This is a genomic window from Bacillus sp. FSL K6-6540 (assembly GCF_038007545.1).
The window spans coordinates 1,971,371-1,988,778 of the sequence record NZ_JBBOXH010000001.1 but is presented as its reverse complement, the minus strand read 5'-3'; the positions used below and the strand labels follow the sequence as shown (position 1 = coordinate 1,988,778).

At 50.9% G+C, this 17,408-nt stretch carries 17 protein-coding genes; 6 read left to right on the top strand and 11 right to left on the bottom strand.

The genetic code is table 11. The annotated features are described in order from the left end of the window. Positions 1-72: 72 nt before the first annotated feature. The 3 genes from MHH82_RS08700 to MHH82_RS08690 form a co-directional block, all read right to left on the bottom strand. Positions 73-1,611 carry an extracellular solute-binding protein gene (locus MHH82_RS08700; RefSeq protein WP_340965219.1) on the bottom strand — a complete coding sequence of 513 codons (1,539 nt, stop codon included), beginning with the start codon at positions 1,609-1,611 and terminating at the stop codon, positions 73-75. A 285-nt stretch (positions 1,612-1,896) separates the two neighbouring features. Then, positions 1,897-2,814: a carbohydrate ABC transporter permease gene (locus tag MHH82_RS08695; protein WP_015734115.1), complete on the bottom strand. Its 918-nt coding sequence runs from the start codon at positions 2,812-2,814 to the stop codon at positions 1,897-1,899. A gap of 16 nt (positions 2,815-2,830) precedes the next feature. Then, positions 2,831-3,799 (bottom strand): ABC transporter permease, encoded by a 969-nt coding sequence (locus MHH82_RS08690; protein WP_015734114.1) that lies wholly within the window; start codon positions 3,797-3,799, stop codon positions 2,831-2,833. 910 nt (positions 3,800-4,709) lie between these two features. Between MHH82_RS08690 and MHH82_RS08685 the strand changes: the two genes are divergently transcribed. Further along, complete coding sequence (locus MHH82_RS08685) at positions 4,710-5,009, top strand: hypothetical protein (protein ID WP_144374213.1); 300 nt, start codon at positions 4,710-4,712, stop codon at positions 5,007-5,009. A 92-nt stretch (positions 5,010-5,101) separates the two neighbouring features. Here the strand turns inward: MHH82_RS08685 and MHH82_RS08680 are convergent, their stop codons facing one another. From MHH82_RS08680 to MHH82_RS08660, 5 genes are all read right to left on the bottom strand, one after another. Next, positions 5,102-6,712 carry a response regulator transcription factor gene (locus tag MHH82_RS08680; RefSeq protein ID WP_015734112.1) on the bottom strand — a complete coding sequence of 537 codons (1,611 nt, stop codon included), beginning with the start codon at positions 6,710-6,712 and terminating at the stop codon, positions 5,102-5,104. Positions 6,713-6,750: 38 nt separating this feature from the next. Further along, a complete protein-coding gene (locus MHH82_RS08675; protein ID WP_015734111.1) occupies positions 6,751-8,589 on the bottom strand; it encodes a sensor histidine kinase in 1,839 nt (612 codons plus the stop codon). Further along, positions 8,571-10,130, bottom strand: coding sequence for an extracellular solute-binding protein (locus tag MHH82_RS08670; protein ID WP_015734110.1), 1,560 nt, complete (start codon positions 10,128-10,130; stop codon positions 8,571-8,573). Before MHH82_RS08670 ends, MHH82_RS08675 begins: the two co-directional genes overlap by 19 nt. Before the next feature lie 181 nt (positions 10,131-10,311). Beyond that, positions 10,312-10,743 (bottom strand): hypothetical protein, encoded by a 432-nt coding sequence (locus MHH82_RS08665; RefSeq protein ID WP_015734109.1) that lies wholly within the window; start codon positions 10,741-10,743, stop codon positions 10,312-10,314. Positions 10,744-10,790: 47 nt separating this feature from the next. Next, complete coding sequence (locus MHH82_RS08660) at positions 10,791-11,420, bottom strand: stalk domain-containing protein (protein ID WP_015734108.1); 630 nt, start codon at positions 11,418-11,420, stop codon at positions 10,791-10,793. 217 nt (positions 11,421-11,637) lie between these two features. Between MHH82_RS08660 and MHH82_RS08655 the strand changes: the two genes are divergently transcribed. The 5 genes from MHH82_RS08655 (at position 11,638) to MHH82_RS08635 (ending at position 15,177) form a co-directional block, all read left to right on the top strand. Continuing rightward, entirely contained in the window at positions 11,638-11,829 is a 192-nt protein-coding gene (locus MHH82_RS08655; protein WP_009591956.1) for a hypothetical protein, read from the top strand. A 141-nt stretch (positions 11,830-11,970) separates the two neighbouring features. Then, positions 11,971-12,315: a hypothetical protein gene (locus MHH82_RS08650; RefSeq protein WP_015734106.1), complete on the top strand. Its 345-nt coding sequence runs from the start codon at positions 11,971-11,973 to the stop codon at positions 12,313-12,315. Positions 12,316-12,550: 235 nt separating this feature from the next. Continuing rightward, the gene (locus tag MHH82_RS08645; protein ID WP_009591954.1) at positions 12,551-13,042 is read left to right on the top strand and encodes a cation:proton antiporter regulatory subunit; all 492 of its coding nucleotides are present in this window, start codon (positions 12,551-12,553) and stop codon (positions 13,040-13,042) included. Between the two features lie 3 nt (positions 13,043-13,045). Next, the gene (locus MHH82_RS08640) at positions 13,046-14,290 is read left to right on the top strand and encodes a cation:proton antiporter (protein WP_015734105.1); all 1,245 of its coding nucleotides are present in this window, start codon (positions 13,046-13,048) and stop codon (positions 14,288-14,290) included. 17 nt (positions 14,291-14,307) lie between these two features. Next, complete coding sequence (locus MHH82_RS08635; RefSeq protein WP_340969870.1) at positions 14,308-15,177, top strand: YitT family protein; 870 nt, start codon at positions 14,308-14,310, stop codon at positions 15,175-15,177. A 182-nt stretch (positions 15,178-15,359) separates the two neighbouring features. Here the strand turns inward: MHH82_RS08635 and MHH82_RS08630 are convergent, their stop codons facing one another. The 3 genes from MHH82_RS08630 to MHH82_RS08620 form a co-directional block, all read right to left on the bottom strand. Then, on the bottom strand, positions 15,360-15,575 hold the full coding sequence (locus MHH82_RS08630) for a DUF2905 domain-containing protein (protein WP_009591958.1): 216 nt from the start codon (positions 15,573-15,575) through the stop codon (positions 15,360-15,362). Positions 15,576-15,675: 100 nt separating this feature from the next. Next, positions 15,676-16,509, bottom strand: coding sequence for a carbohydrate ABC transporter permease (locus MHH82_RS08625; protein WP_015734103.1), 834 nt, complete (start codon positions 16,507-16,509; stop codon positions 15,676-15,678). 2 nt (positions 16,510-16,511) lie between these two features. Beyond that, positions 16,512-17,405 (bottom strand): carbohydrate ABC transporter permease, encoded by an 894-nt coding sequence (locus MHH82_RS08620; RefSeq protein WP_340965203.1) that lies wholly within the window; start codon positions 17,403-17,405, stop codon positions 16,512-16,514. Between the last annotated feature and the right edge of the window lie 3 nt (positions 17,406-17,408).

The following is a 17,408-nucleotide window of genomic DNA, read 5'->3' as shown; positions in this document are numbered from 1 at the left end:
TTCAACAGTCACCCCCTTTACGAATTTTGAAAAAGCAGCTGCTTGCGCAGACTGCTTTTTCGTTTAGGTCATTTACTTCGTGGATTGAAACCATTCATTTGCTGCGGCCACCATATCGGCTCCACCTTCGGCTCTCCATTGAGCCAGGAATTGATCGTAAGCATCAATCGGCTTCGCTCCGGAAATGAATTGCAGCACATTGTCATCGAGCATGGTCGACAATTTCAGCTGGTTTTTGGATACGGCATCAATAGGCGGAGCTGTCGACATAGGATCTACAACCATAATTCCTTCGGCATTTTTCTGATACTCTTCGAAATGCGCCTGAAGAACAGGATCTTTACGTACACGTGCTTGCCAGTAGATCGGATACTTTTCTTCATCTACCCCGGTTAGGAAGTTGCTTGCATTATTCAGTTCATCGTTAAATATCGGCAGAATCGGATAGTATTTCTCATCCTTAACTTCATGGTGTACGCCTTCCTTACCAAGCGCTATGCCTTTAAATGTCTCAGGCTCCATCTTCGCATTGAGGAAATCCATGGCAGCTTCCTTGTTCTTCGAAGATTTCAGGATAGCCACATACCAAGTTGTATTCGTTTTAACTCCAATAGCAGCCTTACCATCTTTGCCCTTCAGGTATGGGATAATGGATGTTTTTGCTTCCGGGGAATTTTTCGTCAGTGCCTCAATCGTTGTCCCGGCGCTCCACCAAGGCAGTTCATACATCGCAGCTTTACCACCCGAAAATTTTTCAATCGATTTCTGTGCGGTATTAATTGGGGTCTCGGTATCAAGCAATCCTTCTTTGTACAGTTTGTTCATAAAAGTAAGATATTCTTTCATTTCAGGCAGTTCAGCCCGATGCACCAATTTGCCATCGACTTCCTTCCAATCGGTGAAAACGCCAAATGTTGCGGCAATGTTGCCATAGATAGCTGGAGCCTTATTGCTCACTGTGAGTGGAATAACATTCTTCTTCTCTTTAATTGTTTTAAGCACATTGTAAAGCTCATCGGTGTTTGTAGGTGTAGCTAGGCCTAATTCATCCATCCAATCCTGTCTGACCACCAGTGCCTCGCCGATGCTTACGCCTGCCCCTGTCTCTGGGATACCAAAGATTTTCCCGTCGATCGTTGCACTGCCAAAGGACTCTTGTTTTATGGATTGTTTGATATAATTCCCATGAGATTCAAGAAGCTCATCGATTGGCTCCAGGGCTCCTGCAGATGCGAGATTATAAAACTGCATTGCATTTAATTTCACGATATCATAATTATTTTTACCGGTTACAAGCAGGTTCAGCTTCTCATCCGCGTTCTCTGCCGGTAGCAGTTCATATTCCACATTAAATCCAGTTCTCTCCTGGATGTACTTGGCTACATATTCGGTCTTCGGATCAAACAATCCATATTGCATGATCATGCGCAGCCCCGGTTTTTCAGCCGTTGTGTCTTTGTTCCCGTCGTCTTTCGGGGTGCTTGCCGGTGTGTCCGATGGTTGAGCCGCCGGCGTGTTCGTTGTGCCGCCTCCCCCGCCGCCGCATCCGGACAGCGCCAGCGTGAATCCGAGAATCCCGGCCAGTACCGCGGATTTTTTAATCTTGATCATGGATAACCCTCCTTGTGATTGAGAAATTCAATGAATTCTGCCAGCTGAGCAATACGAAGCGCATCACCACCTTTATAAGATAACCCCACAAAGCGGGGCCTTGCTCCGAAGTCCATTCAGGTACTTTGCGGGGACCCCGGAAATTATAATCATGTTAAGAAAAACGTCTATCGACGTACTCTCAAAGAAGATAGACCGCGTTTAGCGGTAGTTTTTCTTGCGATATTCAAGCGGCAGATCCTCCAAAGTTTATACTTTCTGATATCTTCAGAAAACCTGATGAATCTAGCCTTTTACCGAACCCACCAGCACGCCTTTGACAAAATACTTTTGCAGGAACGGATACACCAGCAAAATCGGGATCGTTGCCAGCAGGATCGAGGAAGCTTGTATGGACTGCGGAGTAGCGTTGATCGCGGCGTCTACATTATCCTTCAGGAAATCCCCGCTGGACGAAACCAACAGTTCCTTCAGGTACAGCTGCATCGGCTTGATCGCCGGATCGGTAATGTAGATCATCGCTGCAAAATAGTCGTTCCAGAAAGCGACCGCAAAGAACAATCCGATCGTTGCCATGACGGGGAGCGAGAGCGGCACGATGACCGATACCAAGATCCGGATATTCCCCGCGCCGTCCAGCTTGGCGGATTCCTCCAGCTCATCCGGAAGACCCTCGAAATAGTTTTTGATGATCAGCATGTTGTACACGTTCACCATCGCCGGCAGGAATAACACCGGGAAGGAGTTCACCAGATTCAAATTCTGCATGAGCAGGTAAGTCGGAATCAGTCCGCCGCTGAAGAGCATCGTGAATACGAAGATCAACAGAAGGCCTTTCCGTCCGCGCAGCCGGTATTTGGACAACGGATAAGCCGTCAGCGTGGTCAAAAACAAGCTGCAAGCCGTTCCGATGATCGTCAGAAAGATGGACACCTTGAGCGAATTCAAGAACATGGAATCCTGCAGCACGTACTTGTACGTTTCGAATTGAACCCCGACCGGAAGCAGCCCCACCTTGCCCGATATGACGGCCCCCTCGCTGCTCAAGGATTTGGCGATCAGGTTCAGGAAAGGCAGCAGGGTCGTTAAACCCATCACGATAAAGAACGTATAATTGAATACCGAGAAGCATTTTTCCGAGAACGACGTTTTGATGACACCTCGGGTGGTGTTAGTTCCTTCCAAAGCTTTTTTGTGATCCATTTATGCCACCCTTTCTTTACCAGATCCCGCGCTGTAAGTATTTTCTGCTCATGGCATTGCCGATGATGACCAACGTGAACGATATCACCGCTTCGAACAAGCCGACCGCGGTCGAGAAGCTGTAATCCTGGTTGCCTAGGCCTTGCCGGTAAACATAGGTACCAATGACATCCGACACCTGGTACACCACAGGATTGTACATGACCAGAATCTGCTCGGTTCCCGCTTCCAGCACATTCCCCAGCCGCAGGATAAACATCAGGACAATGATTGGAGCAATCCCCGGCAGTGTGATATGCCACAGCTGCTTCCATCGTCCGGCCCCGTCGATCTTCGCCGCTTCATACAGCATCGGATCGATCATTGTAAACGCTGCCAAGTATACGATGGTGCTCCAGCCTGTTTCCTTCCAGCCGGCCGACGTGATCAGCACACTGCGGAACACGCTGTTGTCCAGGAAGAACGCAATCTGCTCCATGCCCAGCGACACCAGCAATTTGTTGACGATTCCTCCATTCGTTGAGAGCAAATCGATAAACAATCCGCCAACGATGACCCAGGACAAGAAATGCGGAAGATAGATGACGGTTTGCACCGTGCGTTTAAATACCATATGCCTCAGCTCATTGAGCATCAGTGCGATAATGATAGGGAGCGGAAACAAGATCACGATTTTCAGGAAGCTGATGATGACCGTATTTTTGAATACCTGAGCAAAATCCGGCGACGTGAACAGCTTCTCGAAATGCTTCCATCCTACCCACGGGCTGTCGGCAAATCCGGTGAAGATGTTGAAATCCTTAAATGCGATCGTGATCCCGTACATCGGCGTGTACTTGAACAGTAAAATGAACAAAATGCCCGGCACGAGCAGCAGATAAAGATCCCACTCTTTCCATATATCGGACCCTAAACGCCCCCAATACCCTCGTTTTGGCTTCATCTCTCTATGCGGTGCGGGCGATGGTTCTAACGTGGGTTTCATCGACTCGTCTCCCCCTTTCTATTGATTCAATCTCCTTGGTTATTACAAATTGTAATTCCCTGCGCAGGGACTGAGTAGGCGAGGATCATTACTATTTATGGTAATCTGATGTTGTGTTGGGGCACGGACGTCAGTAATTATGCCATGGGGCTGCGGTGGGTGTTTCATGGGATGTTAACTTGTGATGATCGGCGAACCGTTGGCAACGAAATTCATAACTGGATTTCAAAGCATACGCTGCTAAAAAAGAGGGTTGTACATCACTCCGCATGCGGATTGTTCTTCCGATCCCTGTTACCCCCGGATTTCATCCGAATGGATAGACAATGTGGAAATCCGCGGATAAAGGGGACCGCTGCCGCTTCTCCAGAACAATTCCGCCTGCTCCGTTGAAGCTGATTCAATCATGGCGTTGGCATTCGAAACACGGCAATGCCGTGCTTCGTCGCCAAGCGAGGCCTCCTCTGCTCTGCGCCGAGCGTGGCCTCCATAGCCTCAACCATTCGCGCGGGTGATTACTTCCGCCCTGCCGATGGTTGGGGCTGGGGGTAAATGCAAACGAGCCGTTCGGGATGTATGCCCCGAACGGCTCGTTTGCATGGTTTATGTAACTGCGCACGCTCTGCTGCGCTGCGTTTTGCCCCCTCCCCCATCCTAATAGGGGGAGGATGGGGGACCCACGCGGATCAGCGGAGCGGACGAATCGATTCCGGAAAAGCGTTAGCGCTCGCCCGAAAGTTTTCCAACGGAAAACTCCCATCGAAAGCATTGACTGGAGCCGAATTTCTTCCGCTGTAACATTCATTCCAGGAAATTCGGCGACAACAGCGATTGGAGGAACGATACGGCCGCGCAGCGGGCTTCCACATCTCTCCCTTCCCCGACCAATTGGGAGAGGATATGGAGGGGGGTGCCCCACGCGGACCAGCGGAGAGGGCGAATCGATTCCGGAAAAGCGTTAGCGGTCGCCTTTGGAGCCGAATTTCTTCCGCTGTCATCATCATTCCAGGAAATTCGGCGACAACAGCGATTGGAGGAACGATACAGCCCCGCAGCGGGCTTCCACCTCTCTCCCTTCCCCGACCAATTGGGAGAGGATATGGAGGGGGTTGGACCCCACGCGGACCAGCGGAGAGGGCGAATCGATTCCGGAAAAGCGAAGCGGTTGCCTTTGGAGCCGAATTTCTTCCGCTGTCATCATCATTCCTGAAATTCGGCGACAACAGCGATTGGAGGAACGATACGGCCCCGCAGCGGGCTTTCAGATGTGTGCAGCAGTGCCGTACGGCCTCTCCCATATCCTTATCCCTTGAATTCCCCCGGGTTCACGCCCCAATACTTCCGAAACACCTTGGTGAAATAACTGACATCGCGGTACCCGACCAGCCGGGCGGCGTCGTACACCTTGAGACCGTCCTGCAGCAGCGACTTGGCCCGCTCCATTTTGCGTTCCAGCACGTAAGCGGAGAAGACGACCCCCATTTCCTGCTTGAACAGCCGGCTGAGGTAGGAAGAATTCACGTAAAGCCGGTCCGCTACCGTGTGCAGCGTAATTTCCTGGTCCATCTCCTCCTCGAGCAGGTTCAGAATGTCCTTTACCACCTGATTGCTTGTCGTTTTCCGCTGTTCGCCCATAAACGTGATGATATGCTTCACCGTTCGCTCCAGGAGCGACCAGGTTTGCATTTTGGTGCTCAGCAGCTTGACGTTGTGGAAATATTCGATATCGTCGCCGACGACTCTTTTTACCGTCCAGCCCTGCTTCTGGATCATGCGGGTAAAGAAGCTGTTCATGTAAAGCACCGCCTCCTGGAATTCGTCCGAGGATTCGGACCTCGAGAAGGCTTCCTCCCATAATCCCTTCAACGCCTCCAGCGCCTTCGTTTCATCCGCCGTTTCCAGCGCGATCTCCAGCGTCTTCTCCAGGTTCTGCTGCACGATCACGCCCTGAATATCCCGCTGGAGCTGCTCCCGGTAAGGAATCGCGAGGTCGTGTCCATACACGACGCGCTCCTGAAGCGCCCGGCAAGCCTGCGCATACAAGAGGCTCATCTCCTCGATCGTCCCGGTGGATGCACAGATGCCGGCGCTGGCCGTTATCTTCAGCACCTCCCTCGTTTGGGAGAGGAGCTTGGATACGTCCGCATTCAGCCGCAGCATGGCTTCCTTGGCATCCTGGCTTTCCTCCAGGATCAGGACCATCAGGAGCATATTGCCTGAATCCGACGTGATCCAGAGCGATGGATGGGACAGCAGCTCCTTGGCCAGGCACTGCATCGTAAACTGCAGCAGCTCGACATCCCCCCGCTGAAAGCGGGTCTCGCTCTCCGGCAAGGGGTCCAGATCCACCACGGCGACGGCGATGCGGTCATTCTCCTTCAATGAAATATATAATTCCCTGCCCTTGGTAAGGACGTCCTGTTTTGTATATTTGCCGCTGACCCATTGGATAAAAAAGAGATTTTGCAAATGCGGCAGATTGTCCTTCCATTTCTGCTCCAAAGCCGCCTTGCGCTGCCACTGCTCCAAGTCCTCCCGCAGCTGCTGCCTCGCTTCAAGCACCGCTTCGAGAATGTCTTCCTCGCCGGCGGGCTTCAATAAATATTTGGACACCCCGTATTCCAGCGCCAGCTGCGCAAATTCGAAGTTGTCATGTCCGCTCAGGATGATCATTTTCGTCAATCGGCTGATGTCTTGCCGGCTTCGCAGCTCGCCGAGGAGCGTCAGCCCGTCCATTTCAGGCATCTGCACATCGATCAGCATCATATCGGGTTTTTTTCGGCCAACCAGCTCAAGGGCTTCGATGCCGTTGGATGCCATGCCCACAACTTCAATCCCATGCTTGTCCCATGGGATATTGTAAGCCAGTGCGTTGCGCAGCCGGGGTTCATCTTCCACGATCATGAGATTCATTCGGTTTGTTCCCCTTTCGAGCATCTCTATATAAGTGTCTATTTCAGGTTAAATTCCTTGCAGCGATCCAGCGGGATGGAAATCGTGACGGTGGTGCCTTCCCCTGCCACGCTGTGTACCGTCAGATCCGCTTCTCTGCCATAATACAGCTTCATTCGGCCAAGCACGTTCCGAAGACCGAACAGATCCTTCACATGCTCTTCATCCTGGGAAGACGCGGGCACGCTGCGCGAGCCCATCATCTCCAGCTCATGCTGGATGTAGCGCAGCCGCTCTTCGCTGATCCCCGGCCCGTTATCCTGTACGCTGATAACCACCGTATGCCCTTTTTCAATCCGGCTGGAGATGACCAGGCTCCCTCCCGAGGATTTGCCCTCCATGCCGTGAATGATGGCATTTTCCACCAAAGGCTGAAGCAGGAGCTTGAGAATCGGAACCCCCTTGCTCTCTTCCGAAATTTGATAATCCACGATGAAATTGTCCATGAAACGAAGCTGCTGGATTCGTAGATAGTAGTGCAGGTGGGTAATGCTCTCCTCAATCGTAAACACCTGCCTGCCCTTGTTCAGGCTCAACCGGAAAAACTTCGACAGGTTCATCACCATCTCGCTGATCTCATCCGCATCGTAGTTTTTGGCCGTCCAATAAATCGAATCGAGGGTGTTATACAGAAAATGCGGATTGATCTGGGATTGCAGGAACTTCAGCTCCGTTGTCGTCAATCGCAGCTGCTGCTCGTAATGATCCTCGATCAGATGCTTCTGCACGACAGCCATTTTATTAAACGACTGGATGAGAAAACCGAATTCGTCCTTCCGCTTGGTGTCGACATGAATGTTCAGCTCTCCGCTGCTGAGCCGCTTCATCCCGCGCGACAATTTCAACACAGGTGAGGCAATCCCGCTGTACACCACCCATGAAATGATAATGGCCAGCAGGATGCTCAGCCCGATGATCGCAACCGTGAACAGGCGCAGCTGATCGGTCTCTTTGTACAGCTCGCTTTTCGGCTGAACCAGCTCAAGACGCCATGTGGAGTAATCCGAATCAATCGTGACGGTCATATCCTTCTCGGTAATGTCCTCCTCATACACTCTTCCGGTCTCCACCACCACTTCTCCCCTTTCGTTCAGCAGGGCGATGCGGCTGTTCTCGGACGGAAGCAGCGTCTTGATGATATTCAGCAGCTTGCTTTTATTAAAAGACACCACCAGCAGGTTCGACTGCCGTTCGCTGTTGTACAGGTCCATGGCCCGAATCAGGGAGATGCTGTCCGTATTGGTCATCTGGCCAAACGTAATGCCCTCCGCCACTGGGGCTTCCGACATGACGTAGGAAATCCCCGTTCCGTTCCGTCGCGCTGCTTCCACCAGCCATTCCTGCTGCGTCTCGCCCGTCAGCTTTTTGCCGCCGTAATGGGTAGAAATGAACATGTTGGAAGCCCGATGATACACCGTGATTTGGGATACGAACCGGTTTACCGATACGGAATTCGACAGCTGCTCCAAAATGTGCGAGAAATCCACGATCGATTGAGGGGAGAAGTTGGTGCTGTTTTTGTTAAGAAGCTCGTTCATTCCTGGATCCCCTGCAATCAGGGTCGATATCTCCTCCACGTTTTGCAGCGCCAGATCAAAATGATTCATCGCCGACGACAGCGCCATCTCCGTCCTCCCCACCGCCTGCTCGTAGAGAATATCCCGGGACCGCTCTACGGCGAAGAGGCTGATAATGACCAGCGGCAGCAGGATCAGCAGAAAATAACCGGTCAAGCGGGTTTGAATGTTCTGGGAAAACCGATCCCGGATCCAGCGAAACAAGTCGATCACTCTGTCCCCCGCGCTCTTGGCCGCCAGCATTATTGTTTGGAGTACCATTCATTCACTTCCTTCGTGATTTCATCTCCCCCTTCTTCCTTCCAGGTCTTCACATAGTCGTCGAATGCGTCCAGCGGCTCTAGCCCCATGATGATTTTCGTGAACACATCCTCCAGATTTTTAAGCTTCGTGTTGTATTTCGTCATCCCGGGGGTAGGAACTCCGTAGAATGCATTCGGAATAATATGCTGATTGATCAGCTGCAGATTGTTGTAAAGATTGAAGTCTCCGAGCGAGTCAAGCCGTTCCTTGAACAGCAATTGATCCGGCACGTCGACAAGGGACTGGTAAATGCCGCGGTATAAATGCTTGTCGTGCAGCGCGAAATCCGTAACGATCGCCCCGTCCTCCCAGCGCCAGATTTCGTTCTCGAAGCCGAGCTTCAACGTCTTGTAGTCGCTGGCAATGAAGTCCAGAAACCGGATCACTTCGGCAGCCTTCTCCGATTCGGCCGGTATGACGTTATAACCTCGTATGATGTCCTTCCCTTCAACGCCTTTAAATCCGTCCGGTCCCGTCGGATACGGAAGCGGCATCCATTCGGCCTCGGGGTCCTTGCTCATATTGGCCGCAATCGGTCCGCGCGTATCGTACCAAGCCGCGGAGAACAGGCCGACCGTGCCGTTTTCTATTTTTTCGAACAGATTGTTTTGCAGGTTTAAAGGAAATTCCCGATCGAGCAGGTTCTCCTGATACAGCTTGGCAAAAAAGGCGAGGGCTTCCTTCGTTTCCGGCAAAATGCTTCCGTTCACCAGCTGCCCGTCCCGTTCAAACCACGTATTTCGCTGCGTGCCGAAAGCGCCGAAAAACGGCGAGGACCTTCCCAGGCTCGAGGTCAAGGTTAAACCGATCGTATCCTGGACGCCATTGCCGTCAGGATCATCCAGGGTGAAGGCACGAATGACTTCGTAATATTCCTCCAGCGTTTCGGGCGGCTGTAAGCCGAGCCGATCGAGCCAGTCCTTCCGGACATACATCAATTCGGCTCCCGTCACCTCATTCAAGCTCGGAACCGCATAGATTTTACCGCCGTATCGGACCCGATCCCAGACCTCCGGCGGAATTTTTTCTTTCAGGTGGGGGCCGTACTCGTCGATTAATTCATCCAGCGGCATAAATGCCTTCTGCTTAACGTAATTGTCGAACCACACCGGCTCGTACGTATGGAGCATATCCGGCAAATTGCCTGAGGACATAATGACGTCGAGCTTCTCGTTGTATACCTCGGGCGGAGGAAGATTGACTCCGATCTCGAGCCCCGTACGCTCTTCAATGTAATTCAGGTACGGATTGTCATTCTCGTCCAATCCTGCAGGGAACGTCATCCCCAGACTGGAAATGACGATGTTGATGGATGCGCCCTTGGGGAGGTTCTCCGGCGGATTCTCCTCCTCCGAAGACCCCGGGCCGTTGCACCCGGCAGCAAGGAGCATCAAAATTACGCATACGGGAAGCAATAGAACGTTACCTTTAAGCAGCCTTGACACCCCTCGATCCCCATGTTGACTAAATTCATCATTACAGGCCTTGTTCTTCGGCATATGTCCTCACTCCCTCCAGCTAGTAAGCTAATATTACTATATAAAGATGATGTCGTGAGTAAGATCACCTTAATAATCATTCTCCTAATAAAGCGCTGCTTCCTTCACCCCGGACAAAAAGAAAAAGCCGACCCTGGTCATTCGCGAACCAGGGTACGGCTATTCATGAAGCAAACAGCTTCTATTTCGGCTCCTCTTGGTCGCCGCCATCCTCCAGCAGCGGAACCTCTTTGCGCTGCTCTTCCGTTTGAACTTGAATCACTTCGAACGTACGGCCGCAGTGGGCGCAAAATTTGGCATTCACGGCTGAACTGTTCCCGCACCCTCGGCATATTTTCTCATCCGTAAGGTTGGCAATCTGGAGCAGATTTTGTTCGATTTCGAAATTCAATTGGTGAATCTTGGCCACGTAGTCTTGGATGCTCTCCTGATCAGGCGGCCACTTCCCTGCTTCGGTTGAAGCGAATACAACCTTGCCGATTTCCAGGAGCTGTTCGTCGATATCGCTTTTTTTGCCGTTGTTCTGCAGCTTTAAGCGATTGATCTCCACCAGCGTTTTAGCTTTGTTTCCGGCGTCCGATACGCCGGCTTTAAATTTATCAAAAAAACTCAAAGCAAACTCTTCCCCTCTCTGTTCGCAAAATGGAACCCGTGTTTATTTTATTCCTTAAACGATATTCTCAGAATTTTATCATGCTCGGTATAGTTCACGCCAGCGCCCAGCCCCCGTGCAAACACCTGAACGGGAACATACGTCACGCCGTCCATCACTTTGGGAGCGACCGCAACGGTTTCCGATTTGCCATTATAATAAACGGTTTTGCTTCCGATCGTGAGCGTGACTTTATGATTGCCTCTCTGCACGCCGATGCTGGCCGCATCGCGATTCCAGTTGACCTTAGCCCCCATGCCCTCCGCAATTTCCCGCAGCGGCACCAGGTTGATGTTGTTATACACCAATGGCTCGCTATCAAATTTCACCACGCTGCCGTTGACGTAAACCTTAAGGCCGGACTTAGCATAAGCCGGAGCCGCAGGCTTCGGCGCTGCAGGCTTAACCGTGCTCTTTTGCGATGATTTCGACTTAGGCGCGGATGGGGACGACTTGCTTCCGGAAGAGCTCCCACCGCCGTTATGATAATGATACTCGCCATATGACAGACCCCAGCGTTCGCAATTGGTTCGGCAGGTATGCCCTCCGTTGGCATCCGTTCGTCCCGGATGCGCAGATACGACAGAGCCGGATACAAGCAATAAAGCAAGGGTGCAGCCTATCCATTTTTTCTTCATGCCTAAATAACCCCCTGGTATAATATTCCTCTACTATTCTAGCATATTCTTATATAGCTGATTGATATATAGAGTTACATTATATAGAAGGTGAATTGTTATGAATTGTTACCAGGCCGACGTTCCTGCATTGTTTCACTTCCATCTCCCGCGTTTATTCGTTACATATAACAGATCCTTTTGTGCCACAATATTGCCAGAAAGGAATGAGAGCCTAATGAGCAAAAAGAAACCTGAATTTGACGGTCAATTCCCCGGCGTGGACCCGATTCCCGAGCCCGACCGTCCGGATCAGGCCGCAACCGATAAACTCGACGATCTTGTACTCGGCGTTTTGGAAGACAAGGATCAAGCGAAAGCCGATATCGGGCCCGATACGGAAAACTATGATAAGCTTCGCAAAAAATAGAAGAAGCATCGCTTCTATATAATGTAAAAAATTGAATCGATCTGTAAAAGTGTTCAAAAATAATTTATCGTTCTCATTTTGAGAACGATTATTTTTATGTTATGATTAACATAGAAGCTTGGGACGAAGGGGGGAGTAACCGTGAACTGTTTCTTAAAAACGGCAAGAATTGCATGGATGCTGGTGCTTGTTCTGGTTACGGCATTTGCCCTGTACATTCCCGTCCAGGAGTATTACAGCAACGAAACCCAAGATGAGCGGTATGTTTACAAGCATGACCATCATCTGAAAGCGGCTGTTCTGAAACACTCTCAAATTCTCTCCAAACTTAAGGCAGCCGGCAATACCATAGCGCTGTTCTTATTGATGTCGGCCATTGTGATGCAGCAGGCTCCCAAAACACGTCTGCCCTATCGGCCGATTATTCCGCTTCGACTCCGGCTTTTAGTATTATTCCCCATTAAATACACATCGAAGTTCGTCTAGTCCTCCACACTTTTTCGCATTCCAACTGACTGCGGTTTCTTAAATTTGCCAATTTTTCTTTTCCCATGCAACAACATAAAGCCTGTGCGGATTGACCTGTGCATCAGGGTTTATTAAAGACTGTGCAATTTCATCGTGAATGGATTGTTTTATTTGGCTGCGTGTATTTTTGATATCCGTGTGATCGGTGTGCAAAACAACTAAAAAGTGTATTTTCTTAGGAGGACTCTAATCTATGCATGTTCGCGAAACAGATTTGCCTGGAATCGGTAAGAAATTCGTAATTGATACCCGCGGTGGCGATAAACTGGTCATCATCATTCATGACGACGGCCGCCGTGAAATGTACCATTATGAATATGACGATCCGGACGAAAGCATCTCCATGATTTCCCTGGACGATGACGAGGCCCGTCAAATTGCGGCCATCGTCGGCGGTCTCACGTATAAACCGAAGGCGCTCGAAACGATCGACATGGCGCTGGATGAATTGATCATCGAGTGGTACCGCATCGAGCCCCACTATTACGGGGCAGGTAAATCGATTGGCGATCTGGGCGTACGCCAAGCCTCAGGCGCAACCATCATTGCAAGAGTTGACAAAAACAGCAAACAAATCAATCCCGGGCCTGACGTTATCATTACACCGGATTCGACGCTCGTCGTCGTGGGTGAACGTCAACAACAGCGGCTATTTAAACAAATCTTGATGAACGGACGTGGTTGATGAATGGATCATTTGGTTTTAGAAGTAGGATTGGCGATTGCCTTGATCGCCCTGGCGGGGTTGCTATCAGCTAAACTCCGGTTTTCCGTCGTCCCTTTCTATATTCTGGTGGGGATGGCGGTTGGGCCTCATGCTTTTCATTTTGGATCTTTCGATTTTCGTTTTATAGAAAGTGCTCCGCTCATCGACTTTATGGGGCGGATCGGCGTACTCTTCCTTCTGTTCTATCTCGGACTCGAGTTCTCGGTCGGCCGATTGATCAAATCGGGTAGATCCATCGTGGTGGGTGGCAGCATCTACATTGCCATTAACTTTACGCTTGGACTGATGATCGGGATCTTTGCCGGATTTCCCTTGGCGGAGACGCTCATTGTCGCAGGCATAACGACCATCTCCTCGAGCGCTATCGTGGCCAAGGTGCTGGTCGACTTGAGAAGAACGGCGAATCCGGAGACCGAGATGATCCTCGGGATCATCATGTTTGAGGATGTATTCCTCGCTGTATATATCTCGATTCTTTCCGGGCTCGTATTGAGCGGCTCCTCGTCGCTGGGCGGCGTCCTGATATCTGCCGTGATCGCTCTTGGATTTATGCTGCTAGTCATTATTGTCGGGCGTAAAGCCGTACCGCTTCTGAATAAAGCATTGAATATACGGTCTAACGAATTGTTTGCCTTGGTCGTATTCGGCGCGTTGTTCCTTCTCGCAGGATTCGCTGAAACGATTCATGTTGCCGAGGCCATCGGCGCGCTGCTCGTCGGGCTTGTTCTGGCCGAGACCGAGCATCGTGAACGCATTGAGCATTTGATATTACCATTCCGCGATTTCTTTGGAGCCATATTCTTCTTTAGCTTCGGTTTAACGATAGTACCGTCCGAGCTTGGCGGAGCTGTGTGGTTATCGCTGATCGCCGTGATCATCACGCTTCTTGGCAACTTCATTGCAGGCATGCTTGCCGGCCGCAGCGCCGGATTGTCTTCGAAAGCATCCTCCAATATCGGTCTGACGATTGTATCCCGCGGGGAGTTTTCCATCATTCTCGCCAATATGGGGAAAGCCGGCGGGCTTGCAACCTTCATTCAACCGTTCGCGGCCCTGTATGTACTGATACTCGCCATACTCGGACCGCTGCTGACCAAGGAGTCCAAGCACGTCTATAACTTCTTGAACAAAATATTTAAATTTAAAGATCATAAGGAGAAGAAACCGGTTAAACCGAAGCTAAAGGATGAAAGTGCCAGCGGATAAAGGAGGGTACATTGCCTATGGTTCAAGCCCCGGTTCGGACAACGAACGGTGCACAAGAGGCCGCAAGCAAGGCAAGTACACGAAGAAGACTGAGCATGGCTGCCATCGGAGGCCTGATCGCAGCGTTCGGTTTGGATTTATTTCTTGTTCCTAGCGGAATCATCGCGGGCGGCGTAACAGGAATCTCTGCGCTCGCTTCGCATCTGACGGGACTTCATACGGGCATGTTTTTGTTTGCATTAAATCTGCCCTTGCTTCTGCTGGCCTATCGCCGGTCGAACCGGGAAAAAGCCGTCATCGCAACCGTCGGACTGCTTACGTTTTCCGTATGCTCGATCCTGTTCTTTCCGATCCCCGCTCTCATCGACAGCAAGATCGGGAGCGCAGGCATCGGCGGCATTTTCCTCGGTCTCGGCATCGGCATCGGCCTTCGTTACGGCGTCGTCCTGGATACGCTCCAGATGCCGAAGATCCCCCAGCAGCTATCGCAGCTGCTGACCCGGCTGAAGCTGCCCTACGTCCATATCATGATCAATCTGTTGGTACTGACTTTGGCGGGGCTCCTCCTCGGCTGGGAGCGGGCGATGTATTCCGCCATCGCGTGCCTGATGGCACTGGAGACGGGGCGCGTTACGACTTCAAGCCTTCCCCTTAAACGGGAGGTACGGATTCGAAGCATCAGCGAAGCGGAAATCCGGCACACCATGAAAGCCATCATGGGGTATGATCCCCAATCGGCACATGCCGAGGGTGAAGGCGCGAACCACGGTGACGCCCCCCATTCGCAGCAGCTGGTCTACCGGGTTCACATTCTGGAAATGCCCAGGTTCAAATCCATCGTGTTTAGCCTGGATCCGAATGCCGAAATCACCATCATCCAAAAATAAAACGGCTGTTCCACGTAAACAGGCCGGTTAAGGGTTTCCCCTAACCGGCCTGTTTTTTTTGATATCAGAAAGTATAAACTCCGAAGCTTAGGCCTTCCTGATATCGCAAGAAAAACATCCCCTAACCGCGGTCTGTCTTCTGAGAAAGTACGTCGATAGACGTTTTTCTTATGAAATCCCGACTACTTGCGAAACTGCTGGATCAGAAACAGAATCAACGAGCCCACCACGCTGATGACGAGGCAGGTTACGATCGGAAAATAAATTTTGACATTGGGTTTATCCACGACGATGTCGCCCGGCAGCCGGCCGACGAATCGGCCGATGACAGGCCACAGCAGCCCGATCACGATCAGAGCGCCGCCAATCCATAGTAGAGCCTTTGTCACAGGATGCACGATATGTCACCTCATTCATCAGAATACGCAGGTTTCCTTGTATCATAATGGATTTGAGGTGCCGACAGCAAGGGCAGGACCGGTCATACCGACCGAACGATCAGCCTTTCACCGCCCCCGCTGTCATCCCGTCAATGAAATATTTCTGGAAGGCCATGAACAAGATGAAAATCGGGATGATCGAGAAAAAGGAGCCGACGATCAATAAATCATAGTTGTTCCCGTAAGGAGTCAACAGCGTTTTCAACCCGATCGGAAGCGTGTACTTGCGATCATCGCTGAGCACCATGAACGGCCACAGGAAATTGTTCCAGCTGTTCATGCCGTTCAGAATCGCCATGGCTGCAAAGGACGGCTTCATCACGGGCAGGATCAACCGTACATAGATCCCGTATTCGCTGGCCCCGTCGACCCGACCTGCCGCAATCATTTCTTTTGGAACCCCTCTTAAATACTGCCTGAAGAAGAAAATCGTGGCCGCGCTTGCGATCCCCGGCAGCACAATCGCCGAGTACGTATTCATGAGGCCCAGATTGTACGTCAGGGAGTATAACGGAAGAAGAAGAATTTCAAAAGGAACCATCATAATCAAAAGCACGCAGATAAACAAGAAGTTCTTGCCGATGAAATCATAGGCTGCAAACCCATAGGCAACGGTTGCGCTGACTAACAGGGTTAACGTAACCTGCACCACCGTGAGGAGCAAGGAGTTAAAAAACCACATGAAGTAGGAGTGATCGCCCGTAAACAGGTAGGCGAAATTGTCCAAGCTCATCACCGACAGATCAAATTTCAAATTCAGGCCATACCGGATCAAATCCTCGCCGGGTTTGAAGGAAGCGATGGTGACGGCATAAAATGGCACCAGGATCAGAAAGCACAGTATGGAGAACAAAATCAAGAGGATTATTTTGACCAGCGTTTCTCTTCTCATCCTCAATCCTCCTTCTTGAACATGCCGGAGAGCTTCAGCTGCGTCAGGTTAATGATCATGGTGATTGCCAGCAGCACGATCCCTACAGCGGCGGCATAACCCAAATTGTTCTTCTCGATGCCTTGACGGTACAGGTAACCGACGATCGTGAGGCCGATATTCTTCGGAGAGTTGTTGCCGTTCCAGAGCATCATGCTTTCGATAAACATGGCAAGCCCCGCATAAATGCTGATCGTTAACACATAAATCGTGGTCGGCTTCAACAAAGGCATCGTGATTTTGGTAAACTTCTGGAAGGCCGAGGCACCGTCGATGGATGCCGCCTCGTAATATTCACCCGGAATGTTCTTGAGTCCCGATAAAAAATATAGCATATTGACCCCCGTCCACCGCCAAGTGGCGAGAGCCACCAGCGCGATAAAGCCGGTGACCTGTCCCTTCAGAAACTTCACCGGATCGATCCCGAACCACCCCAGGATGCTGTTGATCAGGGATCCTTCCATCTCGCCGAACATGAGCCGGAAGATGGTGCCTGCCACAACGACCGACGTCAGTGCAGGGAAGAAAAAAGACGACTTGAAAAACTCCCTTCCCCACATGAACTTGTTGTTGATCAGCACCGCGAACAGCATCGGAAACGGAATCAGGATCAGGAGCGTCAACACCATGTAAATCGCGCTGTTCGTGCCTGCCTTCAAAAAGACGCCGTCCCCCATCAGCTTCCCGTAATTAGCTAAGCCGACCCAATCCGCTTCCTGCCCCAGCTGCGTTTTCTGAAAGCTCATGCTGAATGAGCTGCCGAGCGGAAACACCCAGAATACGAGGAATACCAGAATAAACGGCAGGACAAACACGTAAGGAGCAACCTTTTGAGAGTACAGAAATTTTTTAATCATGAT

What these genes read in the sequence shown, in the direction of transcription:
- MHH82_RS08700 (WP_340965219.1), bottom strand. Translation starts at nt 1,611, where the DNA reads ATGATCAAGATTAAAAAATCCGCGGTACTGGCCGGGATTCTCGGATTC.
- MHH82_RS08695 (WP_015734115.1), bottom strand. Translation starts at nt 2,814, where the DNA reads ATGGATCACAAAAAAGCTTTGGAAGGAACTAACACCACCCGAGGTGTC.
- MHH82_RS08690 (WP_015734114.1), bottom strand. Translation starts at nt 3,799, where the DNA reads ATGAAACCCACGTTAGAACCATCGCCCGCACCGCATAGAGAGATGAAG.
- MHH82_RS08680 (WP_015734112.1), bottom strand. Translation starts at nt 6,712, where the DNA reads ATGAATCTCATGATCGTGGAAGATGAACCCCGGCTGCGCAACGCACTG.
- MHH82_RS08675 (WP_015734111.1), bottom strand. Translation starts at nt 8,589, where the DNA reads ATGGTACTCCAAACAATAATGCTGGCGGCCAAGAGCGCGGGGGACAGA.
- MHH82_RS08670 (WP_015734110.1), bottom strand. Translation starts at nt 10,130, where the DNA reads ATGCCGAAGAACAAGGCCTGTAATGATGAATTTAGTCAACATGGGGAT.
- MHH82_RS08660 (WP_015734108.1), bottom strand. Translation starts at nt 11,420, where the DNA reads ATGAAGAAAAAATGGATAGGCTGCACCCTTGCTTTATTGCTTGTATCC.
- MHH82_RS08655 (WP_009591956.1), top strand. Translation starts at nt 11,638, where the DNA reads ATGAGCAAAAAGAAACCTGAATTTGACGGTCAATTCCCCGGCGTGGAC.
- MHH82_RS08645 (WP_009591954.1), top strand. Translation starts at nt 12,551, where the DNA reads ATGCATGTTCGCGAAACAGATTTGCCTGGAATCGGTAAGAAATTCGTA.
- MHH82_RS08640 (WP_015734105.1), top strand. Translation starts at nt 13,046, where the DNA reads ATGGATCATTTGGTTTTAGAAGTAGGATTGGCGATTGCCTTGATCGCC.
- MHH82_RS08635 (WP_340969870.1), top strand. Translation starts at nt 14,308, where the DNA reads ATGGTTCAAGCCCCGGTTCGGACAACGAACGGTGCACAAGAGGCCGCA.
- MHH82_RS08625 (WP_015734103.1), bottom strand. Translation starts at nt 16,509, where the DNA reads ATGAGAAGAGAAACGCTGGTCAAAATAATCCTCTTGATTTTGTTCTCC.
- MHH82_RS08620 (WP_340965203.1), bottom strand. Translation starts at nt 17,405, where the DNA reads ATGATTAAAAAATTTCTGTACTCTCAAAAGGTTGCTCCTTACGTGTTT.